Here is a 22,760-nt window from a genome sequence, read left to right as displayed (position 1 = left end):
CCACGCTTCCCCGAGAGTTAATTCTCTGTGGTTTCAAGAGTTTACCTCGAAATTGGGCCTAGGCCGCCGCGTTATAGGTCCGAGGCTAATGCGAATATCTGCGGAAGGTTCCGAAATCTGGGAACTTTTTCTGGAACTTTTTTGCCCTCCGCGAGTAGTCGGGGTGACAGGGGAACCGGGTCCCCCCGACTCAAATGGTTTAAAAAGTCTTAAATGGCGCCGGACGCGGCGCTCGAGGTTACGTCCGCCCAGATGCGACCCTAAGTACGGCCAAGAATACGGCCCTAGACAAGGATGAATGGGGATGTCCCGATCACAGCTCGTTGCTGAACATCTGCCGCTGTTGCGGCGCTATGCCCGTGCGCTCACCGGAAACCAGGCCTCGGGCGATGCCTATGTGGCCGCCATGTTGGAGGCCCTGCTGCAGGATGGCTCGCTGCTGGATGAACGGTACGGCCCGCGCGCCGGGCTGTTCAAGCTGTTCACCCAGATCTGGAATTCGGTCTCGCTCAACGACAATCCCGATGTCGCGACTTTGGCGCTGCCGCCGGAGCGGCGGCTGTCGAACATCACGCCGCTGCCGCGGCAGGCGTTCCTGTTGCTGTCGCTCGAAGGCTTCTCCGAGGAGGAGGTGGCGTTCATTCTCAATACCGACATTGCCGAGACCCGGCAGTTGACGGATGCTGCCGGCCGCGAGATGGCGGCCGAAATCGCCACCGACGTCCTCATCATCGAGGACGAGACCTTCATCGCGATGGACCTCGAAAGCCTCGTGAAGAACCTCGGTCACAACGTCATCGGCGTCGCCCGCACCCACGCCGACGCAGTCGCGCTGGCCAAGAACAAAAAGCCCGGCCTGATCCTCGCCGACATCCAGCTCGCCGACGGCTCGTCGGGCCTGGATGCGGTCAACGAATTGCTGCGTACGTTCGAGGTGCCGGTGGTGTTCATCACCGCTTACCCCGAGCGCTTCCTGACCGGCGAACGCCCCGAGCCGGCGTTCCTGATCTCAAAGCCGTTCCAGCCCGCAATGGTTTCGGCGGTGGCGAGCCAGGCGCTGTTCTTCCAGCGCAACTCGCGCAATCGCACCCCGCGCGCAGCCACCGGCTGACGGGAGCCTTGTAGCGAGAGTAGTAATGATCCGGCGCGCCCAACTAGCGCGTCGGATTTTTTGCGGTCATAAACCGCAGGGCTTGGGGCGGCGAATCAAATGGTGCGGGCTGGAAATCGATGAGTATCGGGCTGATCGGCCTTCTTGATGATGTCGCTGGTATCGCGAAGGTAGCTGCAGCCTCCCTCGATGATGTCGCCAGCCAGGCCGCCAGAGCGGGTGCGAAGGCCGCAGGTGTCGTGATCGACGATACCGCTGTTACGCCCGGTTACGTGATCGGGTTCGAGCCGAAGCGCGAGCTTCCCATTGTGGGCAGGATCGCCGCAGGATCGCTGCGCAACAAGCTGTTGATTCTGCTGCCAGCCGCCCTGGTGCTGAGCTACTTCCTTCCCTGGACGATCACGCCGCTGCTCATGCTGGGCGGGGCCTATCTCTGCTACGAAGGGGTGGAAAAGGTACTTGAGGCCGTTATGCCGCACAGCGCGCATCAGCATGAGGCCCAGCTCGAAACGGTCGCTTTGAACGCGCAGTCGGTCGAAGACGAGAAGGTCGCAAGCGCGATCAAGACCGACTTCATCCTCTCAGCCGAGATCATGGCGATCACGCTGGCGGCGCTCCCAGCGGGGAGCATTTGGAACCAGGCGCTCGTGTTGGCGGTCGTGGCGATCGGAATCACCGTCGCCGTGTATGGCGTGGTCGCGCTGATAGTGAAGGCCGACGATGTCGGCGTGGGTCTGGCGCAGAGCGACCGCGCCTCGCCTGTCGGCCGCGCGCTCGGCCGCGGCATCGTTCGCAGCATGCCCGTGCTGCTGAAAATCCTCAGCGTCGTCGGCACCGCCGCCATGATCTGGGTGGGCGGTGGCATCATCCTGCATGGCCTCGAGGTCTACGGCCCGCCCGCGATCGAACACGCCGTCAAGGCGGCGGCGGAGGCTGCGGCGCACGCAGTGCCGCCCCTCGCCGCGATTCTCGAATGGGTGGTTGAGGCCGCCATCTCCGGTGCCATCGGATTACTGGTCGGCGCCGCATCGATTCCGGTCGTCGGATTTGTCGTCGCGCCGGCGTGGAAATGGCTGAAGCATCTTCTGCAACGCGGTCAGAATGGGCCGGCTCAGTGAAGAGCCGCCGGTTTGCGGCGGAAGATGTTAAACCTTCGTATAGTCGGTCCATCCGTTTCGATACCGGCGGCTTACCTCGGTACAATTGAGCTCGGCGCGCATGCACCTTAACGTTGGCGTGTCGAGGCAGGATGCATATCGACTAAACTACTGGCGCAGCGCGCGATTGTTCCTCCCGGTCGTCGGCGCCCCTGCCTCGTCACCTCGGTCAGCTTTTGTAGCTAGCAGCGTGCGGGCAAGCCTTTAGCGAATGCTCGCCCGATCGGCGTCCCCTAAATGAGAGGCCAGTGTCTGATGATGCCGTCCGACAGAATTGCGCTCTTCATCGATGGCGCTAATCTCTACGCGACTGCCAGGACACTCGGTTTCGATATCGACTACCGGCGTCTGCTTAAGGAGTTCCAGCGCCGTGGCGCGTTATTGCGCGCGTTCTACTACACGACCATTATCGAGGATCAGGAATATACATCGATCCGTCCCCTGGTCGATTGGCTCGATTATAACGGCTACACTGTCGTCACCAAGCTCACCAAGGAATTCACTGACGCCAGCGGCCGTCGCAAGGTGAAGGGCAGCATGCATATCGAGCTTGCTGTCACTGCGATGGAGCTCGCCGAGCGTATCGACAGGATATTTCTGTTCTCCGGCGATGGGGATTTTCGCCCGCTGCTGGAGGCGGTGCAGCGCCGCGGCGTGCACGTTACTGTCGTCTCGACCCTGACCAGCCAGCCTCCGATGGTGGCTGACGAACTGCGGCGGCAGGCCGACGCTTTTCTCGACCTTGCGGAATTGCGGGCAACGATCGGGCGCGATCCGTCCGAGCGGCCGCCGGCACGCGACATCCGCCAGCAATTGCCGCCGCTCGCAGCGCGCGGAGCGATCAATGGCGGTGGCATCGCAGAATGATTTCGGATTGGTCTGTTGGACCGCAGGCCGCGGCCTGATCCGAGTTGTTGTTGCGTAGAGTTGGATGGATTCGGCGAGACCGCTGCACGGCCTGTCTTTTTGTGCAAGCGGTCTGTGAAGCAGTTCACCTCCGGCTTGTGAGGCCGGCGGTATGATTGCTTCGCCTGACACGCCGCCGATCCCGGAATTCCACACGCTGGAATTGGCGATCGCCGACGTTACCGTGTTCTCGGCCAGGCACCTCCCCCTGGCTAGAGCCACCAGCTTCGATGTGAAAGCTGGTCGGACTATCCGGCGCGCCACCAGCGCGCCGGATTTTTTCGGGCAGGAGCCACGCACGCACTGACATAGGGTTAGCAATCGGATCGATTGCTTGTTGAACTGCGCGCTGCGCCCGCATAGGCTCGTTGCAACGAGAAAACAAACGGAACGTCCCTTCACCGATGCAGTCCGCCGAGCGGCCTTTCCCCCACCGCCGGGGCCTCATCATCGTTGCGACATTGGCGACCGCCTATGTCGCCAGCCATTTTTTCCGCGCCTCCAACGTCACCATCGGCCTCGATTTGATGCGCGATCTTGCGATCGGGCCGGAAGCGCTGGGGGCGCTGACCGGCGCGTTCTTCTTCGGCTTCGCCGCGATGCAGATCCCGTGCGGCTTCTTCTTCGACCGTTTCGGGCCGCGCTATACCGTGGTTGGCATGCTGATCGTGGCCTGCATCGGCGGCGCGATGTTCACGCTGGCGCCGAGTTGGCCGGTGCTGCTCACCGGCCGCGTGCTGATGGGCGCCGGCTGGGGCGTGATGCTGATCGGCAGCATGGTGGTGATCTCGCGCTGGTTTCCGCCGGATCGTTTCTCCACGCTGACGGCGCTCGTGCTGTCGATCGGCCTGCTCGGCAACCTCGCCGCCACCACGCCGCTCGCCTGGGCATCGCAGGCGGTCGGCTGGCGTCCGGTGTTCGGCGCCGTCGTCGTGTTCACCGCGCTCGCCACAGTCGCGATCTTTCTGGTGGTGCGCGACGCGCCGCCGGGCCATCCCTTCCTGAGCCGAAAGGCGGAGCCGCCCGGCGAGATGCTCAAAGGCTTGATCGAGGTGCTGCGCAACCCGCGCCTGAAGCCGATCCTGGCGCTGAACTTCTGCAATTATGCCTGCACCTTCACCGTGCAGGGCCTGTGGGGCGGCGCATTCCTGCGCGAGGTGCATGGCTTGAGCCCGATCGCGGCCGGTAATGTCCTGCTCTGTGCCGTGATCGCCTATCAGGCCGGCATGCTCGCCTTCGGCCCGCTCGACCGCCGGCTCGACACCCGCAAGTGGATCGCCATCGGCGGCACCTCGGCGATCATCTTGCTGCTCGCGATTCTGGCGCTGTTCTCCCACCCGCCCGCCTGGCTGCCGGTCGGCGTCATCGTCGCCATGGGCTTCTTCTCCGCCTCCAGCACCATGGTGATGACCCACGGCCGCGGCATCTTCCCCGACCGCCTGATCGGCCGCGGCATCTCGACCATGAACACCTCAGTGATGCTCGGCGTTGCCTGCATGCAGACGCTCTCCGGCATCATCATCGGCGCGTTCGAGCCGCTGGCGAACGGCGCGCGCACGGAGGAGGCCTATCGCGCGCTGTTCGGCACGCTGACGCTGGTGCTGATCGTCGCGGTCGCGATCTACAGCAGATCGCAGGATGTGAAACCGAGTGAGGAGATGAGGGCGGCAGGACGGTAGTTACAAAAAAGCAGGGCGCGACCGGCATCACCACGGTCGCGCCCTACGTCGCCGGTCAATGGGGCAGGGGGAATAACCGGCTGCCGGGATGACTCCGAGCCCCCCGGAGTCGTTCCATGGTGCCGCAAATATTTTTCATACACGGTTAAGTGATCGATAAGCGCCGGACCTACGGCTACTCGGTTCGGGTTGTGTTCGTGATCGCCATGGGGCGAGGGACACAGAGCCATGTCACAGATTTTCAAAACAATTTTTGCCCTTCTTGCCGTCTTCGCCACGTTTAGCGCCGTTCAGCTTGCCTCTGGTCACGATCTCGCAAACCGGCTGAAACTCGCCGCGACCTCACCCGGAACAGACATCAACCGTGGGGCAGACATCAACCGTGCTGCCAAGGCCGACCGCGCGGCCATTAAAGCCGCGGCGGGTCAGACCGAGACGATTACGATCCGGACCGTCGGCCTCGAGGACACATCCGTGGTGGTGCGTGTTCCCGTGGTCCAAGAGGAGGCGCGGAACCGCCCGACGCCACCGGCAAAGCCGGAGAACAAGCCCGGCAAATCCCAGACCGTGATCGCCTGCGAACCGCCGGTCAGCGTGTTGACCGAAGTCGCAAAACTGCTTCAGCCCGGCCGCTGCGTGACCTGAGGCATCGTATCCGCCAAACGAGATCTGTAGTGTGGGCAAAGGCGCGATCGCGCCGTGCCCACCATCCATCATCGAGCACGCTTCGTGATGGTGGGCACGCGGAGCTTTGCCTACCCTACGAACCGCGCGCTGATTTGCCTGGCGTGCAAGCGCAATCTCGATGCAACGTTGCGACAAATCATGTCGCGAGATCGCAAACGCACACTCATGTGTCATCGCCCGGCCTTGACCGGGCGACCCAGTATCCCAGAGACGTCAGTGATAGAACCGATAAACCGCAACGTACTGGATCCCGCCTTCGCAGGGATGACAGTGGTGTGTGCGTTGCTATTGGCACGTCATTGCGAGCATAGCGAAGCAATCCATGCCGTCGCATAAAGAAGAATGGATTGCTTCGCTGCGCTCGCAATGACGTGCGATAGGCCGCAGCGCACTGGATACGCCGTACGCTCAGCATGTGACAGCTTCACTATCACTCACGACGGCCGAGCTCGTCCTACTCCGCCGGCGCTTCGCTCTCGCCGCTGCTGGCGTTGGCGCGGCTTGCCAAGAATCCCAGCGCCAGTCCGCCGATTGCGAGAATCGGAATCAGCTTCCTGACGCCGATGGCGCGGATCACCTGGATGCCGGTCGCGACCAGCACCGGATCGGACAGCACGGTCTGCGCGGCGGATTTCGCCTTCGCCGCCTGTTTGGCGCGAGCCTCGATCTGCTTCTTGCGCACCATGTACCAGCCGCCCGCGATCAGCGCGACCACGAAGAAGATGGCGGCACCGGTGAGGCAAGCCTGCACGGGACCGTACCGCTCCAGCACGAACACGAAGGCCGCTGCGCACAGAAAGGCGGCCATGACCAGCAATGCTGTCGCCGCCGCTGCCGCCAGCGAAGTCAGCCGCAACGCGGTGCCGGTCGATTCCTTGAAATCGTCGATCAGTCGCTGAAACATGGCCACGCCTCGATCTGAAAACCGCGTCAACGAAACACGCCGCAGCGCTCCGTCGCCACGGGAATGCAAGAGGCGATGCACGGCATGGCTGCCCAGCGCCCGCGATCGGTCGCCAAACCTACCTACGCCACGCCACACCGATCAGAAAGCCGATCCCCAGCGCCACGGCGACGGTTGCCAGGGGACGCTGCGTGATGGCGTCTTCCAGCGTCTCCTCGATCGAAGAGGCGGCGTCTTGGGCTGCGTCCATCATCGCGCTGCCGCGCTCCGACACGTCGTCGACCACCTGTTCTGCATTGGCGCGCGCCTGCCTGTAGCCATGCCGCGCCTGCTTGCCGGCGGTACCGGCAAAACTGCTCAGCGCGTCGGTGATCTGCTCGGTCAGGGCTGCGATATCGTTTTTCACAGCGGTCACGTCCTTCTGCAGGCGCTCGTAGGTCGCTTTGTCCGTCAGATTCTTCGTTGCGGCGTCAGACATCGAAAGCTCCCGGGTACTGAGTTCATTCGTGGAACAAACGCTCCGCCGAATGGGAAGTTCCTTGCTCTACTCCTCCGGCAGTTGCGGCGAATCCGGCGGCATCAAGTGCTCCTTCACGATCAGCGCGACGATCAGAAGCGGCGACGACAGGAACGCGCCCATCGGGCCCCACAGCCAGGTCCAGAACGCCACTGCCAGGAATACCGCAAGCGCGTTCAGCGCCAGCCGGCGGCCGACGATCGTCGGCGTCAGGAAATGGCCTTCCAGGAAAGTCATCACGGCGAACATGGCCGGCGCCAGCAGCCCGGCGCCGATGGTCGGGAGCGCGACAATGCCGACCACGACCAGCACGGCAAACATTGCCACCGGGCCGATGATCGGAATGAAATTCAGGATCGCCGCCAGTGCGCCGAGACTGGCCGGGTTGGGCATGCCCGTGACCGCGCAGATCAGGCCGGTGGCGATGCCGACGCCGGCATTGATCATGGTCACCAGCAACAAATAATTGCCGAGATGCTCCTCGATCTCGTTGAGAATCCGCAGCGTCCGCAGCCGCCACGCCCGCTCGCCGAAATTCAGGATCAGGGCCCGGCGCAGGTCCCGCCAGCTCGCGATGAACAGGAGCAGCGTCGCGATGAACAGCAGGAATTCGGCAAAGGTCGGCGACAGGAATTCCAGCGTCGGCTGCACCCAGTCGACCTTGGGCAGATGCAATGTCGTCAACGTGCCGGGCCCGCCGAGCATGCTCTGCAGCTCCTGCCACAGCGCGAGCGGCCGGTCGAACACGCGCAGCTTGTCCTTCAAAAGCGCTCCCAGCTCCGGAAGCTTGCCGCTCCATTCGATCGCGGGCGAGGCGATCAGGCCGACCATGAAAGCGGTCGCGGCGCTGGCGGCCGCCACGATCAGCACCGCGGCGACCGCGCGCGGAATGCGGTAGCGTTCCAGGAAGCTGGCGGCCGGCGAAAGCATGGTGCCGACGATAAAGGCCAGCGTGATCGGCAGAAGGAGCGCCTTGGCGAGATAGAGGCCGGTGATGATGCAGATGATCAGAAGCCCTACGAGGCAGATCACAACTACTTCCGTGCGGCGGATGACCGGCGGCAAATCGAGCTTGCTTTCGGGGACCGGCGTGCCTTCCTGCTCGTGGGGAAGCTGGCGTTCACCGGGCAACGGCTTTGTCGGCGGGGATTTGGCGGCCAAAGGCTTGGTGGGCGAAGGCTTGGTGGGAATGACGCTCACAATGGTTTTCCCTCGCCCGAAGCGGCGGTGACACGGCAAAAGCGACGTCGCGAACCGGACTGCGATCATAACGTGACGCCAAGGTGCGAGTTCCAATCGCGCAGGCGTGAGCGGTGTCGCACTTGACCGTGATGCGACGCGACATCGGCGGTTCGGAACCGCCGGCTTGTGGCCGCGTTTGTTGGGGCAGAGCATCCAATGATGCACAATCCCACGGGGCAGGTCCTATGACACAGCCTTCCGATCGCCGGCCTTCGTCGCGCGTGGCGAGCGCGTTTGTCCTCGTCACCGCCGTCTTGCTGACGCCCTCGGCGCTCTCGAGCGCTGCGAACGCGCAGACGCTCGGCTACGCGTCCACCCAGCCGAATGGCTATCCCGCCGATGAGGTGATTGCCTCCGACGAGGGCGCGACGCCCGAACGGCTTCGCCGCGCGGTCGTTCCCTTCGGCACGACCGAGGCGCCGGGCACCATCGTCATCGATACCGGCAACACCACGCTCTATTACGTGCTCGGTCAGGGCCGGGCCATCAGGTACGGCGTCGGCGTTGGCCGCGAAGGCTTTACCTGGGCCGGAGTGCAGACCATCAGCCGCAAGGCGGAATGGCCGGATTGGCATCCGCCTAGCGAGATGATCGCGCGCCAGCCCTATCTGCCGCGCTTCATGGCCGGCGGTCCCGGAAATCCGCTCGGCGCGCGGGCGATGTATCTCGGCACCAGCCAGTACCGCATTCACGGCACCAACGATCCCTCGACGATCGGGAAATTCGTCTCGTCCGGCTGCATCCGCCTGGTCAATGAGGACGTCATCGACCTGTTCAACCGTGTCGATGTCGGCACCAAGGTCGTGGTGCTGCCGAAGAACGCCCCGGTCATGGCGCGCGGCGGGGATTCCAGGACCGGCATCACGGCTCGTCCGGCCGCCGCGCATCCGCGCCCCGTCGCAATTGCTCCGTCGGGCCGCCAGGCGATGAATCTGACGCCGCAGCTCAACTGAAGTGATGCCTGGTATTGCGTGAGAGGAAAGCGTTGATGCGATCGGGAAAACTGGCGGTATGGGGAGCAGCCGCGCTGGCATGCGCGTCGGCGCTGACGCCTGCCGCGCAGGCGCAGGACTTCTTTTCGCAACTATTCGGCGGATTCGCCCGCCCGCGCCATCAGCCCACTATCCAGATGCCGTCTCCCAATGACGACGGCCAGGTGTATGCGCCGCGCGGCGAGGGGCGCACCCGTTACGGCGGCGGCCGGGCCTATTGCGTGCGGACCTGCGACGGGCGCTACTTCCCGCTCACAGCGTCCGACAACGCAAGCCGGGGGACCTCCTGCAACAAGCTATGCCCGGCGAGCGAGACCAAGGTGTTCTACGGCAGCAGCATCGACGACGCGGCCGCCGAGAACGGAAAGGCCTATTCGGAATTGCCGAACGCGTTCCGCTATCGCAACGAACTCGTCAGCGGCTGCACCTGCAACGGCAAGGACCAGGTCGGGCTGGCGCAGGTCAAGATCGAGGACGACCCGACGCTGCGCAAGGGCGACATCGTCGCCGGCGAGAACGGACTATTGGTCGCTGGCCGCAGCGGCGACAGGCGCGGCACTGAGCTGAACTTCTCACCCGCATCCGGAAAGGTCCGCACCAAATACGGTCGCGTGCCGGTGGTAGCGCGGGACTGAGGGATTTGGTGGCGAACATCTGCCAAAGCCGGTGGTTATGGGCCCCTGCGTTCGCAGGGGCGACGGCGGGCGTGGGTGCCCGGGTCAAGGCTGGTCAAGCCGGGGCGTGACGAGTGGAGGTGAACTAAGCCGCGCGGATCTTGCCGAGAAACGCGGTGACCTGATTGCCGAGTTGCTGGCTCTGCGTCTCCAGCGTCTGCGAGGCCTGCTTGACGTCCTCGGCGGCGGCCGCTGCCGCGTCGGCATCGGCCTTCACGCCGGTGATGTTGTCGGACACGTTCTTGGTGCCCTGCGCGGCAAACTGGGTCGAGCGCGTGATCTCCTGCGTTGCGGCACCCTGTTGCTGCACGGCGGCGGCAATCGCGGTCGCGACCTCGTTGACCTCGCCGATGATGCTGCCGATGCCCTTGATGGCATCGATGGCTTCGCCGGCAACCCGCTGGATGTCCGAGATCTGCTCGGAAATCTCCTCGGTCGCCTTCGCGGTCTGGCTCGCCAGCGACTTGACTTCGGAGGCGACCACCGCAAAGCCGCGGCCGGCTTCGCCGGCGCGCGCGGCCTCGATGGTGGCGTTGAGTGCCAGGAGGTTGGTCTGCGCGGCGATGGTATTGATCAGGCCGACGACTTCGCCGATCCGCCCTGCCGACTGCGCCAGCCCCTGAACGGTGCCGTCGGTATTGCGCGCCTGGCCGACCGCGCGGCTGGCAATGCTGGCGGCGTGCGCCGCCTGCTGGCTGATGTCGTTGATGGAGGCGCTAAGCTCTTCGGAAGCCGCAGCGACCGTCTCGACGCTCATCGAGGCGTCGCCGGAGGCCTTTTCGGCGACCTGGACGCGCTCGTTGGTCTGGCGCGAAATCGCCGAGAGGCCGGTCGAGGTGGTCCGCATCTGGCCGGAAGCATCGCCGAGTTGGGTGAGCGTCTCGCGCACCATGCCCTCGAACTCGCCGACATAGCTCTCGATCGTCTGCTGCCGCGCCATCACGCCGGCGTTGCGCTCGCGCTGCTGCGCCTCGATCCGCGCTTTGTCGACGGCCTGCTGCTTGAACGTCTCCAGTGCGCCCGCCAGCGCGCCGATTTCGTCGTGGCGCGCGGCATAGCCGGTATCGACACCGAGGTCGCCGGCGGCGACTTTCAACATGGCATCGCGCATGGTGTGCAGCGGCTTGATGACGCGGCGGGTAACGATCGCCATGGCACCGAACGCCAGCGCCAGCGCGCCGGTTAGCAATGCGAGCTGCACCGTCAGGGAGCGTTGGGCGGTGGAGCGCAGGTGCGCGGCGTGATGCTTGGCGGCGTCGAGCGCGGCCTCGGCCACGTTGACGGCGGCGGAGAGACGCCCGACCGTGACCGGCGTCCACTGGTTGGCGGTCATTTCCGGCTTCTCGCCGCCCGCAATCTGCATCAGCAGCCGGTCGCGCAGAGCAAGATATTGCGGCTCGAAATAGGCGGTTTTGGTTGCGGCCATGACGCTCGAGATCGCCGGGGGCAACTGCATCCCCGCTGCGGTCAATTCCAGCGCGCTCCAGGCGGCGTCGATGCCGCCAGTATATTTCGTGTAGGCGAGCCTTCCCTCAGGCGAGACCTTCCCGGTGCTGAGCCCGGTCGAGACGATCAGCGAGGCCTCACCGGCGGTGTTGCGCAACAGCCAGGCGATCTGCTTGATCGCCAGCAACTGGTCGATGGTCGCGTCCTGGTGATTGACGGCCGCACCCAGCGCCCCGGACAGCTTCTCCAGCGTCTCCAGCATCGCGCTGGCGGCAGCCATATACTCCTTGGCCAGCTCGGGTCGGCGCGCCGCCTTCGGCTTGGCCACGGCTTCCCAGAACTCCCTCTGCAGCGCGGTCATCGTCTTGTAGAGACGGTCGAACTCGGGGACCAGCGTCTGGTGCTGCGCGAACTCCAGGCTGCCGAGCAGGCCGAGCGCATTGCCCATCGCCGGCATTTCGGTGTCGCGGATGTTGCGCAGATACTTCTCGATATCGGCATCCATCGGCGCATCGGAATTCAAGAGCCGGTTGGTCGTGGAGCGATCGGTGCGCAGATTGTGCATCGCCTTGAACATGTTTGCGGAGGCGTCGGCGATGACCGCAATGCGGCTAGCCGCCTGCAAGCGGCCCCAGGATTCCCAGGCGCTAAGCGAAAATCCAACCACCACGCAGAATGAGGTGACGAGGATGACGGCTTTCAGCAGCGCGGATACGGTCAGACGGTTCAACATGATGGTCCCCCGAGGCGTCGTGGCCATTTGGAGGGCAAACGGTAAATACTTGTCGAGTGAGAGCCGCGTAGTACTACGAGGATTCCTTGAAATGACTGCAATTTTCCAAGCGGGTGCGGTTCCGTCGCGCGGAACCCGGGGCGCCTGTTCACGTTAACAAAACACTACAGCGCATTTTCCGGCCAACGCCGAAGGGGGCTTCACATGCTTGTCAGCATACTCATCACGTTCCTGGTCGTTATCCTCGTCCTCTATCTCATCAACCTCCTGCCGATCGACGGCCGCGCCAAGCAGATCGCGCGCGTCGTGGTGATCATTCTGGGCGTGATCTCGCTGTTGAGATACATCGCGGTGATTTAGCCGCAGCCACCAACGAAAAAACCCCGGCGCGGGCCGGGGCTTTTTTCGCTCCAAAGCGTGTTCCTATTTCAGGGTCCTGAACCAGTCGTCGACGTCCTTGCGGATCTGGTCCTTGGCGAAGCCGTAGCGCTCCTGCAGCTTGCCTTCGAGTTGCTCGCGGCTCCCCTCAATCACATTGAGATCATCATCGGTGAGCTTGCCCCACTTCTGCTTGGCCGCGCCCTTGAACTGCTTCCAGTTGCCTTCAACCCTGTTCCAATCCATCGTCATCTCCTCCGTATTGAGATGACAATCAACGACGGTCCGCGCCGGACGTTCCGGCCGGAACCGCGGCATCATGACATGGCTCAGCCCGCCGCTTTTGCCTCGCGGCGGCGCGCCGTGAGAATGTATTCGGTGTAGCCGTTCGGCTGCTCGCGGCCCTTGAAGACAAGATCGCAGGCGGCCTGGAAAGCAACGCCGTCGAACGAAGGCGCCATCGGCTTGTAGAGCGGGTCGCTGGCATTCTGCTTGTCCACTACGACGGCCATTCGCTTCAGCGATTCCATCACCTGATCCTTGCTGACGACGCCATGCGCCAGCCAGTTCGCCAGATGCTGGCTGGAAATGCGCAAGGTCGCGCGGTCTTCCATCAGGCCGACGTCATGGATGTCGGGCACCTTGGAGCAGCCGACGCCCTGGTCGATCCAGCGCACGACATAGCCGAGGATGCCCTGACAGTTGTTGTCGATCTCCTGCTTCACGTCATCCGGCGCCCAGTTCGACTGCGAAACCGGAATGGTGAGGATGTCGGAGAGTTTTGCGCGCTGGCCGCCCCTGGCGAGCTCTTCCTGTCGCGCGATCACGTTGACCTGGTGATAATGCAGCGCGTGCAGCGTGGCCGCGGTCGGCGACGGCACCCATGCCGTGGTCGCACCGGCCTGTGGATGGCCGAGTTTCTGGGTGAGCATGTCGGCCATCTTGTCGGGCGCCGCCCACATGCCCTTGCCGATCTGGGCATGGCCGGGCAGGCCGTCGATCAGGCCCATGTCGACGTTCCAGTCTTCATAGGCCTTGATCCAGGGCTGCGCCTTCATGTCGTTCTTGCGGATCATCGGACCCGCTTCCATCGAGGTGTGAATCTCGTCGCCGGTGCGGTCGAGGAAGCCGGTGTTGATGAAGCAGATGCGCTTCGACGCGTTCTGAATGCAGGCCTTCAGGTTCACCGTGGTGCGGCGCTCCTCGTCCATGATGCCGACCTTCATGGTGTTCTCGGGCAGTCCGAGCAGCTTTTCCACCTCGCCGAACAATTCACAGGTCAGCGCGACTTCGTCGGGGCCGTGCATCTTCGGCTTGACGATGTAGACCGAGCCGGTGCGGCTATTCCTGACCTTCGAGTTGCCCTTGAGGTCGTGGATCGCGAGCAGACCGGCGACCGCAGCATCGAGCAACCCTTCCGGAATCTCCTCGCCCTTTTCATCGAGCACGGCGTCGGTGAACATGTGATGGCCGACATTGCGCATCAGCAGCAGGCTGCGTCCGTGCAGCGTCAGCTCCTTGCCGTCGGGCGTCTTGTAGACGCGGTCAGGGTTGAGAGATCGTTGAACGGCCTTGCCGCCCTTTTCAAAGTCGGCGGAAAGCGTGCCGTTCATCAGGCCGAGCGTGTTGCGATAGACCAGCACCTTGTCTTCGGCGTCGACCGCGGCAACCGAGTCTTCCATGTCGAGAATGGTGGAAACCGCCGATTCCAGAATCATGTCGGCGACACCGGCCGGATCGTCCTTGCCGATCGCATGATTGCGGTTGATCTTCACTTCGACGTGCATGCCGTTGTTGACGAGCAGGACCGCGGAAGGCTGAGCGGCGTCGCCCTGGTAGCCGGCGAACTGCGACGCGGATTTTAGCGCGGTGGCGTTGCCGCTCTTGAGCTTCACCGCAAGCTGGCCGGCGATCACGCTATACGAGGTCACGTCGGTGTGGCTGCCGGTCGCGAGCGGCACGGCGGAATCGAGGAACGCCTTGGCCTTGGCGATCACCTTGTCGCCGCGCGCCTTGTTGTAGCCGCGGCCAGCCTCGCTCGGATCATGCGGAATCGCGTCGGTGCCGTAGAAGGCGTCATAGAGCGAGCCCCAGCGCGCATTCGCCGCGTTCAGCGCGTAGCGGGCATTGGTCAGGGGAACGACGAGCTGCGGTCCGCAGATCTTGCCGATCTCCTCGTCGACATCCGATGTCTCGACCTTCTGCGTAGCCGGCTCGGGCAGGAGATAACCGATCTCCTTCAGGAAGGCCGTATAGGCGTTCATGTCGAACGCCTTGCCCTTGTTGGCGCGATGCCAGCCGTCGATTTTGACCTGCAGCGCGTCGCGGAGGGCGAGCAGCTCGCGATTTTTCGGCCCGAGCTTTTTGACGATGGCGGCGACGCCGGCCCAGAATGCATCGGGCGAGATCCCGGTTTTAGGGGTCGCCTCCTTGGCGATGAAGTCGAACAGAACAGGGGCGATCTTTAATCCGTGGGCATCGACACGATTCATGATGGGCTTTCTCGGGCAAAAACTGGCGTTCAATTGCTGGTTTTCAGACGAAAACAGCAAAAAACGCGCCAAAGGGGCGGCATTGGCCGCCCTTTTAGCCCTAAAGCCGGGTCGATGAGAAGGCCCCAAAAGAAGTGGAAGGCCCTATTTGGACGCGTTCTCTTCACGCAAACCGGCGTCCACTTCGCTCGAAAACGCTTTTAAATGTTGGCCGCGAGGTCGACGAGTTCGTCGAACAGAATGCCGGTCTCCGCCAGCATTCGCTCTATATCGTCAGTTGCGTCCGAAATCGAGCGCGCAGAGGTGTCGATGCGCAGCTCCGCCTGGGCCGGCGGTTGGTAGTCGTTGCCGATGCCGGTGAAAGCCTGCAGCGTGCCCGCGCGCGCCTTAGCATAATGGCCCTTGGGGTCGCGGCTCTCGCAGACTTCGGCAGGCGTCGCGACGTAGATCTCGCGGAACGAAGCGTCGGCGACGCGTCGCGCGGCTGCGCGATCGTCAGCGGACGGCGACACCGCCGCGACGACGGCAATGTGCCCGTTGCGCGCCAGATGGGTCGCAACTTCCGCCAGCCGGCGGATGTTCTCGGTGCGATCATGCGCCGAGAAGCCGAGATCGCCGTTGAGGCCGGCGCGCAGCGTGTCGCCATCGAGCAGAATAGGCGAACCGCCGCGCGAAAACAGCCGTCGCTCGAGTGCGCGCGCCAGCGTCGATTTGCCCGAACCCGGCAGGCCGGTCAGCCAGATCACCGCGCCGTTGTGGCGGTAGCGCGCCGAGCGCTCTTCCGGGCGCAATGCGGATTCCACCGGCACGATGTCGATCGGAATAGCGCGCTGTCCGGCGTCGACCGACAGCACGAGGCCGCCGCCGGCGATGCGGCCATTGACTTCGATCACCAGCCGACCGGTGCGCGAATTTTCCTGATAGGGATCGGCCGCGATCGGCTGCGCCAGCGAGATGTCGATTTCGCCGACATGATTGCGCGCGATCGCCGTGGTCTCCTCGTTGGAGAGTTCACCGGGATCGACCGCCTTCTCGATCGCTACCACGCTGGCGCGGGTTTCCCGCGTGCCGAGGCGGATCAGAATCTGGTCGCCCTTCGACAGCGGCTTGTCGTGCAGCCAGAAAATGCGCGCGCGCATGCGCCGTGTGTCGCGCGGGGTAGCTCCCGCATGGGCGATGACATCGCCGCGCTCGATGAACAATTCGCGGTCGAGCGTGATGCCGACCGAACGGCCGGCGCCATGGCTGCCGTTGAGCGGCGTGACCGGCCAGCTCTCCACCGTCTTGATCTTCGCGATCTTGCCGGCGGGCATGATGACGATTTCATCGCCGGCACTCAGATGTCCGGACTCGATGCGGCCCGCAACAATGCGGCGGTCGTCGAACTTGTAGATCGCCTGCACCGGCAGCCGCAGCGCCAGTTGCTCCAGCGGCCGCGCCGGCTCGAGCGCATCAAGCGCCTCGACGACGGTTGGTCCCCGGTACCAGCCGATCCGTGGCGTCTGCTCCGCAACGCCGTCGCCGTCGCGTGCGGAAATCGGAATCACGGCCGAGGGCGTCACGCCGAGCCCGATGAGATGCGCCGAAATTTCGTCGCTGATCTCCTTGAAGCGATCCGCGCTGAAATCGACGCGGTCCATCTTGTTGACGACGATCGCGACCTGCTTGATGCCCAACAGATGCAGCAGATAGCCATGCCGCCGGGTCTGGTCGCGCACGCCCTCCAGCGCGTCGATGATCAGCACCGCACCGTCGGCCTGCGAGGCGCCGGTGATCATGTTGCGCAGAAATTCGGCATGGCCGGGCGCGTCGATCAGTACGACGTCGCGCGAGCGGGTGCGGAAGCGGATTTGCGTGGTGTCGATGGTGATGCCCTGGTCGCGCTCGGTCTGCAGCGCATCGAGCAGGAACGACCATTCGAACGGCATGCCGCGTCGCGCGCTGACCGCTTTCAGCATCTCCAGCTTGCCTTCAGGCAAGCTGCCGGTTTCGTGCAGCAGGCGGCCGACCAGCGTGGATTTGCCGTGATCGACGTGACCGACGATGACGATGCGGACTTGCGGGCGGGTGGTGCCGTTCGGTGTTGCCGAAACGCTGGCAGGCAGGATCATGTTCATCGCAACGCTCACAGCAAATGTCCGTTAGAGATAGCCGGCGACGCGCAGCCGCTCGAAAGCATCTTCGGTTTCATGATCCAGTGCGCGGCCGGCGCGCTCCGGCACCTTGGTGCCGTCGAGCTCGGCGAGAATTTCGTCGATGCTGGAGGCGGTCGAAGCAACCGGATTGGTGATGTCCTGATCGCCCAGCGAGCGATAGCGCTTGCCGTCCTTCGAGAGATAGAGCGGAATGACCGGAATGTTTTCGCGCTTGGTGTAGGCCCAGATGTCGGCCTCGGTCCAATGCAGGATCGGATGGACGCGTAGATGTGCGCCTTGCGGCACTGAAGCGTTGAATTGATCCCAGAACTCCGGAGGCTGATCGCGCACGTCCCAGCCGCCTTCGAGTCCGCGCGGAGAGAACACGCGCTCCTTGGCGCGCGTGGCCTCCTCATCGCGGCGGATGCCGGCAATCAATCCGTCGAAACCATATTTGGTCAGGGCCCACTTCAGCCCTTCGGTCTTGCGAGCGGCCGAACGTGCGGCCGGCGGTAGCGTTGGATCGACGGCATCGATCGACGGGCAGGGTTCGACTTTCAGATCGAGATCCCACTCTTTTCCGAAGCGATCGCGGAAGGCGTACATCTCGGGAAATTTCTTGCCGGTATCGACGTGAAGCGCCGGAAACGGCACGCGGCCGAAGAAGGCCTTGCGCGCCAGCCAGATCATCACGTTGGAATCTTTTCCGAGCGACCACAGCAGCGCGAGTTTTTTCAACCGCGCGAACGCCTCGCGCAGAATGTAGATGCTCTGTGCCTCGAGCTCGTCGAGATGATCCATCGAGGGCGGCGGCAGCCGTCCATCGGTGAAAATTTGTTCGACGGTGGCGCCGCTTTTGCGGTCGGCGCCACGCAACCGGTCTTTGGCAGAGTCGGGATTGAGAAGATGCATCTCTGGGCCTTGGCCTTGGAGGGCGAAAATTCTATAGTCGCGACGCAACAGAGAAGAAAAAATTTTCTCTTTGCGGGCGCTGAACGACACATATATAGAAAATAATTCCAGTCAACCCCGAAGTGGGGAAGTGAGTTTCGCATGCGATTTCTGCCCGTGTTTCTCGATCTGCAAAGCGGCGTGGTGCTGCTCGTCGGAGCCGGCGAACTTGTGCGCGCGAAGCTGCGCCTCCTGGCATCGGCCGGTGCAAACATTCGCTGGTATGCGACCGACGGCAGCCATGACGTTTCGGGACTCGATGCGGCCACTGCCGCGCGGATCGAGCGCGCAACCGGCGATCCGCTCACTGCCGATCTCTCAGGCGTCATCGCGGTGCTCTGCGCCGGCGCCGGTGATATCGGCGTTGCGATGTCAGTGCGCGCGAAGGCGGTCGGTCTGCCCGTCAACGTGATGGACGATCTCGCTCATTCCACTTTCATCTTTCCCGCGATCGTCGATCGCGGCGACGTCGTCGTCGCCGTCGGCACCGGCGGCGCGTCGCCGGTGGTTGCGCGTCGCGTGCGCGAGCGCATCGAAGCGGTGCTGCCGGCGCGCATCGGCGATCTCGCCGCCTTCATCGGCAGCTTTCGTAAATCGATGCATACACGCATTCCCGAATTTGCGCTGCGCCGCCGCTTCTGGGAGCGCGTGATTGACGGCCCGATTGGTGCGCTGGTTCTGGCCGGGCGCAAGGCCGAGGCGGAAACCGCGCTGAATGAAATCGCCGATCCCTCCGCCTTCGCCGGCGCGAGCAAGGACGGCAAGGCCGAGGGCAGGGTGACGCTGGTCGGCGCGGGGCCGGGCGATCCGGATCTGCTCACCATCAAGGCGCTGCGCGCGCTACAGGATGCCGACGTCGTTTTCTACGACGAGCTGGTGTCGCCGGAAATTCTCGACCGCATCCGCCGCGACGCTTCGCGCATTCCGGTCGGCCGTCGCGTCGGCAAGCCCGGCATCGGCCAGGATGCGATCAACAAGCTGCTGATCGAGGCTGCCAAGGCTGGACAGCGCGCGGTACGGCTGAAGGGCGGCGATCCCTTCATCTTCGGCCGCGGCGGCGAGGAAATCGAAGTGCTGCGCGCCGCAGGCGTTGCCTATTCGGTGGTGCCGGGCATCACCGCAGGCCTCGGCGCCGCCGCGCAGTTCGAGGCGCCGCTGACCTATCGGCATGAAGCGCTGCGCATCACTTTCCTGACCGCGCACAAGGCAAAGGACGCCGAGGCCGTCGACTGGTCGGTGCTGACCGACAAGAAGATGACCATCGTGGTCTACATGGGCATGACGGCCGCACCGTCGGTCCGCGCAGGGCTTCTGGCCGCAGGGCGGTCGCCACAAACGCCGGTCGGAATATTTGCGCGCGTGACGCGGCCGGATGCGCAGGCCGTGGTCGGGACGCTCGAGAACCTTCCCGCGCTGGTCGAAAAAATCGATGGCGGCCCCGCTATTCTCATCATCGGCGACGTCGTCGCGCATTCCGCGCCGTGGCGCCAGTCCAACCTCAATCAAGTCATCTCAAAACTATTGGATGCTGCCGAATGACCTCTCCGCTCGAACAAAAGAAAATCAGAATCACTGGGCCGTCGGTGGTGACCGCCAACCGCACCTGGGATGGCGCCGTGGTCTACCGGACCGCACAACAGGGTTGGTCGACCGCTCTGTCCGACGCTGCGATCGTGAGCACTTCGGATGATGCGCGTGCTTTGCTCGCCGAAAGCGCTGCCGATGACGTCGGCGCAGTCGGTGCCTATATCGCGCCGGTCGAGCTCAAAGGCGGGGTAGTCAAGCCCGGCAACCTCCGTGAACACATCCGGTCGAAGGGCCTCACCATCGACCTTCTTCCGGCCTAAAGGCTGATCCATCATGTATGCATATGACGAACTCGACCGCACGCTCATCAACGAGCGGGTTTCGGAATTCCGCGATCAGGTGAAGCGCCGCCTCTCGGGCGAACTCACCGAGGACGAATTCAAGATGCTGCGGTTGCAGAACGGCGTGTACCTGCAATTGCACGCCTACATGTTCCGCGTCGCGATCCCCTATGGCACGTTGTCGTCGAAGCAGTTGCGCCGGCTTGCCCATATTGCCCGCCGCTACGACCGCGGTTATGGCCATTTCACCACGCGGCAGAACATCCAGTTCAACTGGATCAAGCTTGCCGAGTTGCCCGATGCGCTGGCCGAGCTTGCCGAGGTCGGCATCCACGCGATGCAGACCTCGGGCAATAACATGCGCAATGTCACCTCGGACCAATGGGCCGGCGTCGCGCCCGGCGAGGTCGAGGATCCCCGCATCTGGTCGGAAATCCTGCGTCAGCATACCACGCTGCATCCGGAATTCTCGTTCCTGCCGCGCAAGTTCAAGATTGCGATCACCGCATCCGAGCACGACCGTGCCGCGATCAAGATCCACGACATCGGCTTGCGCCTGCACAAGAACGCCGACGGCGAGACCAGTTTCGAGGTGCTGGTCGGCGGCGGCCTCGGCCGCACGCCGTTCATCGCCAAAACCATCAAGCCGTTCGTCCACGGCCGCGACATTCTCAACTACGTCGAGGCGATCCTGCGCGTCTACAACCAGTACGGCCGTCGCGACAACATCTACAAGGCGCGCATTAAGATCCTGGTGCATGAGCTCGGCATCGAGAAGTTCGCGCGTGAGGTCGACGAGGAATGGAGGCAGATGGGCCACAGCGCCCTGACACTCGACCATTCCGTCATCGAGGAGGTGCGTTCGCGCTTCTCCTATCCGGCTTACGAGAAACTTCCGCACATGCCGGACGAGCTGAAGCAGGCCGCGCATGATCCGCTGTTCGAGCGCTGGCGGAAGAACTCGGTGGCCCCGCACAAGGTGCAGGGTTATTCGATCGTGACGCTGTCGCTGAAGCCGGTGGGCGGCCCGCCCGGCGACGCCACTGCCGACCAGATGGACGCGATCGCCGATCTCGCCGATAAATACTCCTTCGGCGAAATCCGCGTCGGCCACGAGCAGAATTTGGCGTTGCCGCATGTTGCCAAGCGCGACCTGCCGCAGTTGTGGAAGGCGCTCGACCGTCTCGGGCTCGCCACGCCGAACGTCAATCTGGTCACCGATATCATCGCCTGCCCAGGGCTCGACTACTGCTCGCTCGCCAACGCGCGCTCGATTCCGATCGCACAGGAATTGACCCGGCGTTTTGCCAACCACGACACCGCCGACATGATCGGCCGGCTGCACATCAACATCTCCGGCTGCATCAACGCGTGCGGCCATCACCACGTCGGCCACATCGGCATCCTCGGCGTCGAGAAGAACGGCGAGGAGTTTTACCAGATCACGATTGGCGGCCGCGCCGACGAGAACGCGCAGATGGGCGCGCTGATCGGCCCGGCCGTCCCTTATGCGGAAGTTGCCGACGTGGTCGAAGACATTGTCGAAGCCTATCTCGCGCTGCGCGACCGTCCCGAAGAACTGTTCGTCGATACGGTCAAGCGTCTGGGCGTCGAGCCATTCAAGGAGCGGGTCTATGCCACTCGTTAAGAACGGAAGAATCGCCACCGACCTGTTCGTCCATGTTGCCGACGGCGCCGAATTGCCGGGCGACGGAGCGGTCCTCCTTTCGTCAGCGCGGTTCCTCGAAGATCCGGAAGCCATTCTCAAGCGTGCCGGCAAAACCGGCGTGATCTGGCCGAACAGCCGAGCCGTCGACGATCTCGTGCCCTATCTCGACCGCCTGGCCGCCGTCGCGCTGGTGTTCCCGACCTTCCGCGATGGCCGTGCCTACAGCCAGGCGCGCTTGTTGCGCGAGCGGCATGGCTATGACGGCGAGCTGCGCGCCACCGGCCAGGTGCTGCGCGACCAGTTCGTGTTCATGTCGCGCGCCGGCTTCGACGCGTTCGAGGTCAAGAAGGATGCCGACGCCGATGCCTTCGCCGAGACCATGAAGCGCTATTCGGTGTTCTACCAACCGACCGGCGATGGCCGCGTCACGGCGCTCAATCGGCGGATGCAGTTGCGTCATTCGGAGAGTGCCGGCCAGTGAGCACGATTTCACAGCAGGTGGTCGCCGCTGAAGCAGCGATCCTTCATTCGGCGCAGACGCTCGACGATACCTTGCGCGACGCTTCGCCGACGCATGTCATTGAAACCGCGCTGAAGACCGTCGGCCGCGAGCAGCTTGCGCTGGTGTCGTCGTTCGGTACGGAATCGGCGGCGCTGCTGAAGGTGATGGCCGACGTCGACCCCGCGATTCCCGTGATCTTCCTCGATACAGGTTGGCTGTTCGAGGAGACGCTCGCCTATCGCGATACGCTGATTGCTGCGCTTGGTCTCCGCGACGTCCGCTCGATCAAGCCGCTGGCAGAAGCGCTCTCACGCCAGGATCCCGATCGCGAATTATGGTTTTCCGATCCCGACGCCTGCTGCCGTATCCGTAAAGTAGAGCCGCTGGCGCGGGCGCTCAAACCGTTCTCGGCCTGGATCAACGGACGCAAGCGGTTTCAGGGCGGCGCGCGCGCTGAGATTCCCGTTGTCGAGGACGACGGCGACAGGCTGAAATTCAATCCGTTTGCCAACGTGTCGCGCGAAGAGATCGAGGCGATTTACAAGCTCGCCAAATTGCCGCCGCATCCGCTGGTCGCCTCGGGTTATCTCTCGGTCGGGTGCATGCCGTGTTCGAGCCGGACGGCGCCGGACGAGGACGCCCGCGCCGGCCGTTGGCGCGGCAGGCCCAAGACGGAATGCGGCATCCATACGACCAAAACTTCCTAGAGTCCGGACT

The 22,760-nt window shown here is 63.7% G+C and carries 21 protein-coding genes; 13 read left to right on the top strand and 8 right to left on the bottom strand.

Features of this window, described 5'->3' with window-relative positions; translation table 11 throughout:
• The first annotated feature begins 304 nt into the window (after positions 1 to 304).
• The 5 genes from KJQ96_RS12815 to KJQ96_RS12795 all read left to right on the top strand — a co-directional run bounded on the left by KJQ96_RS12815 (position 305) and on the right by KJQ96_RS12795 (position 5,498).
• The gene (locus tag KJQ96_RS12815) at positions 305 to 1,111 is read left to right on the top strand and encodes a response regulator (RefSeq protein ID WP_213286954.1); all 807 of its coding nucleotides are present in this window, start codon (positions 305 to 307) and stop codon (positions 1,109 to 1,111) included.
• Between the two features lie 119 nt (positions 1,112 to 1,230).
• Positions 1,231 to 2,229 (top strand): DUF808 domain-containing protein, encoded by a 999-nt coding sequence (locus tag KJQ96_RS12810; protein ID WP_213286953.1) that lies wholly within the window; start codon positions 1,231 to 1,233, stop codon positions 2,227 to 2,229.
• 294 nt (positions 2,230 to 2,523) lie between these two features.
• A complete protein-coding gene (locus KJQ96_RS12805) occupies positions 2,524 to 3,135 on the top strand; it encodes an NYN domain-containing protein (protein WP_213286952.1) in 612 nt (203 codons plus the stop codon).
• Between the two features lie 443 nt (positions 3,136 to 3,578).
• Positions 3,579 to 4,853 (top strand): MFS transporter, encoded by a 1,275-nt coding sequence (locus KJQ96_RS12800; protein WP_213286951.1) that lies wholly within the window; start codon positions 3,579 to 3,581, stop codon positions 4,851 to 4,853.
• Between the two features lie 228 nt (positions 4,854 to 5,081).
• On the top strand, positions 5,082 to 5,498 hold the full coding sequence (locus KJQ96_RS12795; protein ID WP_213286950.1) for a hypothetical protein: 417 nt from the start codon (positions 5,082 to 5,084) through the stop codon (positions 5,496 to 5,498).
• Positions 5,499 to 5,994: 496 nt separating this feature from the next.
• Here the strand turns inward: KJQ96_RS12795 and KJQ96_RS12790 are convergent, their stop codons facing one another.
• The 3 genes from KJQ96_RS12790 to KJQ96_RS12780 all read right to left on the bottom strand — a co-directional run bounded on the left by KJQ96_RS12790 (position 5,995) and on the right by KJQ96_RS12780 (position 8,122).
• Entirely contained in the window at positions 5,995 to 6,444 is a 450-nt protein-coding gene (locus tag KJQ96_RS12790; RefSeq protein ID WP_213286949.1) for a hypothetical protein, read from the bottom strand.
• Positions 6,445 to 6,562: 118 nt separating this feature from the next.
• Positions 6,563 to 6,922 carry a YqjD family protein gene (locus KJQ96_RS12785; RefSeq protein WP_213286948.1) on the bottom strand — a complete coding sequence of 120 codons (360 nt, stop codon included), beginning with the start codon at positions 6,920 to 6,922 and terminating at the stop codon, positions 6,563 to 6,565.
• A gap of 66 nt (positions 6,923 to 6,988) precedes the next feature.
• Positions 6,989 to 8,122, bottom strand: a complete 1,134-nt coding sequence (locus KJQ96_RS12780) for an AI-2E family transporter (RefSeq protein ID WP_375293166.1) — start codon at positions 8,120 to 8,122, stop codon at positions 6,989 to 6,991.
• Positions 8,123 to 8,388: 266 nt separating this feature from the next.
• Between KJQ96_RS12780 and KJQ96_RS12775 the strand changes: the two genes are divergently transcribed.
• Both KJQ96_RS12775 and KJQ96_RS12770 read left to right on the top strand, forming a co-directional pair.
• Positions 8,389 to 9,156, top strand: coding sequence for a L,D-transpeptidase (locus tag KJQ96_RS12775; protein ID WP_213286946.1), 768 nt, complete (start codon positions 8,389 to 8,391; stop codon positions 9,154 to 9,156).
• 35 nt (positions 9,157 to 9,191) lie between these two features.
• The gene (locus tag KJQ96_RS12770) at positions 9,192 to 9,830 is read left to right on the top strand and encodes a DUF2865 domain-containing protein (RefSeq protein WP_213286945.1); all 639 of its coding nucleotides are present in this window, start codon (positions 9,192 to 9,194) and stop codon (positions 9,828 to 9,830) included.
• Positions 9,831 to 9,954: 124 nt separating this feature from the next.
• On the opposite strand, the gene KJQ96_RS12765 is transcribed toward KJQ96_RS12770, so the two are convergent.
• The gene (locus KJQ96_RS12765; RefSeq protein WP_213286944.1) at positions 9,955 to 12,048 is read right to left on the bottom strand and encodes a methyl-accepting chemotaxis protein; all 2,094 of its coding nucleotides are present in this window, start codon (positions 12,046 to 12,048) and stop codon (positions 9,955 to 9,957) included.
• Positions 12,049 to 12,252: 204 nt separating this feature from the next.
• Here KJQ96_RS12765 and KJQ96_RS12760 point away from each other — a divergent pair, with 204 nt between their 5' ends.
• On the top strand, positions 12,253 to 12,408 hold the full coding sequence (locus KJQ96_RS12760; RefSeq protein WP_141686784.1) for a Thivi_2564 family membrane protein: 156 nt from the start codon (positions 12,253 to 12,255) through the stop codon (positions 12,406 to 12,408).
• Between the two features lie 63 nt (positions 12,409 to 12,471).
• On the opposite strand, the gene KJQ96_RS12755 is transcribed toward KJQ96_RS12760, so the two are convergent.
• The 4 genes from KJQ96_RS12755 to cysD all read right to left on the bottom strand — a co-directional run bounded on the left by KJQ96_RS12755 (position 12,472) and on the right by cysD (position 17,854).
• Positions 12,472 to 12,672: a CsbD family protein gene (locus tag KJQ96_RS12755; protein ID WP_213286943.1), complete on the bottom strand. Its 201-nt coding sequence runs from the start codon at positions 12,670 to 12,672 to the stop codon at positions 12,472 to 12,474.
• Between the two features lie 83 nt (positions 12,673 to 12,755).
• Positions 12,756 to 14,918, bottom strand: coding sequence for a malate synthase G (locus tag KJQ96_RS12750; protein ID WP_213286942.1), 2,163 nt, complete (start codon positions 14,916 to 14,918; stop codon positions 12,756 to 12,758).
• Positions 14,919 to 15,118: 200 nt separating this feature from the next.
• On the bottom strand, positions 15,119 to 17,035 hold the full coding sequence (cysC, locus tag KJQ96_RS12745; protein ID WP_213287135.1) for an adenylyl-sulfate kinase: 1,917 nt from the start codon (positions 17,033 to 17,035) through the stop codon (positions 15,119 to 15,121).
• 24 nt (positions 17,036 to 17,059) lie between these two features.
• Positions 17,060 to 17,854, bottom strand: a complete 795-nt coding sequence (cysD, locus tag KJQ96_RS12740) for a sulfate adenylyltransferase subunit CysD (protein WP_213287134.1) — start codon at positions 17,852 to 17,854, stop codon at positions 17,060 to 17,062.
• Positions 17,855 to 18,106: 252 nt separating this feature from the next.
• Here cysD and cysG point away from each other — a divergent pair, with 252 nt between their 5' ends.
• Genes cysG through KJQ96_RS12715 form a run of 5 tightly spaced genes read left to right on the top strand, consistent with a single transcriptional unit; the run spans position 18,107 to position 22,750 of the window.
• A complete protein-coding gene (gene cysG / locus KJQ96_RS12735; RefSeq protein ID WP_213286941.1) occupies positions 18,107 to 19,543 on the top strand; it encodes a siroheme synthase CysG in 1,437 nt (478 codons plus the stop codon).
• Positions 19,540 to 19,851 (top strand): DUF2849 domain-containing protein, encoded by a 312-nt coding sequence (locus KJQ96_RS12730; RefSeq protein WP_065747452.1) that lies wholly within the window; start codon positions 19,540 to 19,542, stop codon positions 19,849 to 19,851. Before cysG ends, KJQ96_RS12730 begins: the two co-directional genes overlap by 4 nt.
• A gap of 13 nt (positions 19,852 to 19,864) precedes the next feature.
• Complete coding sequence (locus KJQ96_RS12725) at positions 19,865 to 21,520, top strand: nitrite/sulfite reductase (RefSeq protein ID WP_213286940.1); 1,656 nt, start codon at positions 19,865 to 19,867, stop codon at positions 21,518 to 21,520.
• Positions 21,507 to 22,022: a DUF934 domain-containing protein gene (locus KJQ96_RS12720; RefSeq protein ID WP_213286939.1), complete on the top strand. Its 516-nt coding sequence runs from the start codon at positions 21,507 to 21,509 to the stop codon at positions 22,020 to 22,022. The genes KJQ96_RS12725 and KJQ96_RS12720 overlap by 14 nt, the downstream gene beginning before the upstream one ends.
• Positions 22,019 to 22,750: a phosphoadenylyl-sulfate reductase gene (locus tag KJQ96_RS12715; protein WP_213286938.1), complete on the top strand. Its 732-nt coding sequence runs from the start codon at positions 22,019 to 22,021 to the stop codon at positions 22,748 to 22,750. Before KJQ96_RS12720 ends, KJQ96_RS12715 begins: the two co-directional genes overlap by 4 nt.
• Positions 22,751 to 22,760: the final 10 nt, after the last annotated feature.

This window comes from Bradyrhizobium sp. sGM-13 (assembly GCF_018398875.1).
Taxonomy (GTDB): Bacteria; Pseudomonadota; Alphaproteobacteria; order Rhizobiales; family Xanthobacteraceae; genus Bradyrhizobium.
This window is presented reverse-complemented; position numbering and strand designations above follow the sequence as displayed.

Excerpts from the sequence above, each read along its gene's own strand:
- KJQ96_RS12815 (WP_213286954.1), top strand. The coding sequence starts at position 305 with ATGTCCCGATCACAGCTCGTTGCTGAACATCTGCCGCTGTTGCGGCGC.
- KJQ96_RS12810 (WP_213286953.1), top strand. The coding sequence starts at position 1,231 with ATGAGTATCGGGCTGATCGGCCTTCTTGATGATGTCGCTGGTATCGCG.
- KJQ96_RS12805 (WP_213286952.1), top strand. The coding sequence starts at position 2,524 with ATGATGCCGTCCGACAGAATTGCGCTCTTCATCGATGGCGCTAATCTC.
- KJQ96_RS12800 (WP_213286951.1), top strand. The coding sequence starts at position 3,579 with ATGCAGTCCGCCGAGCGGCCTTTCCCCCACCGCCGGGGCCTCATCATC.
- KJQ96_RS12795 (WP_213286950.1), top strand. The coding sequence starts at position 5,082 with ATGTCACAGATTTTCAAAACAATTTTTGCCCTTCTTGCCGTCTTCGCC.
- KJQ96_RS12790 (WP_213286949.1), bottom strand. The coding sequence starts at position 6,444 with ATGTTTCAGCGACTGATCGACGATTTCAAGGAATCGACCGGCACCGCG.
- KJQ96_RS12785 (WP_213286948.1), bottom strand. The coding sequence starts at position 6,922 with ATGTCTGACGCCGCAACGAAGAATCTGACGGACAAAGCGACCTACGAG.
- KJQ96_RS12775 (WP_213286946.1), top strand. The coding sequence starts at position 8,389 with ATGACACAGCCTTCCGATCGCCGGCCTTCGTCGCGCGTGGCGAGCGCG.
- KJQ96_RS12770 (WP_213286945.1), top strand. The coding sequence starts at position 9,192 with ATGCGATCGGGAAAACTGGCGGTATGGGGAGCAGCCGCGCTGGCATGC.
- KJQ96_RS12765 (WP_213286944.1), bottom strand. The coding sequence starts at position 12,048 with ATGTTGAACCGTCTGACCGTATCCGCGCTGCTGAAAGCCGTCATCCTC.
- KJQ96_RS12760 (WP_141686784.1), top strand. The coding sequence starts at position 12,253 with ATGCTTGTCAGCATACTCATCACGTTCCTGGTCGTTATCCTCGTCCTC.
- KJQ96_RS12755 (WP_213286943.1), bottom strand. The coding sequence starts at position 12,672 with ATGGATTGGAACAGGGTTGAAGGCAACTGGAAGCAGTTCAAGGGCGCG.
- KJQ96_RS12750 (WP_213286942.1), bottom strand. The coding sequence starts at position 14,918 with ATGAATCGTGTCGATGCCCACGGATTAAAGATCGCCCCTGTTCTGTTC.
- cysC (WP_213287135.1), bottom strand. The coding sequence starts at position 17,035 with ATGAACATGATCCTGCCTGCCAGCGTTTCGGCAACACCGAACGGCACC.
- cysD (WP_213287134.1), bottom strand. The coding sequence starts at position 17,854 with ATGGATCATCTCGACGAGCTCGAGGCACAGAGCATCTACATTCTGCGC.
- cysG (WP_213286941.1), top strand. The coding sequence starts at position 18,107 with ATGCGATTTCTGCCCGTGTTTCTCGATCTGCAAAGCGGCGTGGTGCTG.
- KJQ96_RS12730 (WP_065747452.1), top strand. The coding sequence starts at position 19,540 with ATGACCTCTCCGCTCGAACAAAAGAAAATCAGAATCACTGGGCCGTCG.
- KJQ96_RS12725 (WP_213286940.1), top strand. The coding sequence starts at position 19,865 with ATGTATGCATATGACGAACTCGACCGCACGCTCATCAACGAGCGGGTT.
- KJQ96_RS12720 (WP_213286939.1), top strand. The coding sequence starts at position 21,507 with ATGCCACTCGTTAAGAACGGAAGAATCGCCACCGACCTGTTCGTCCAT.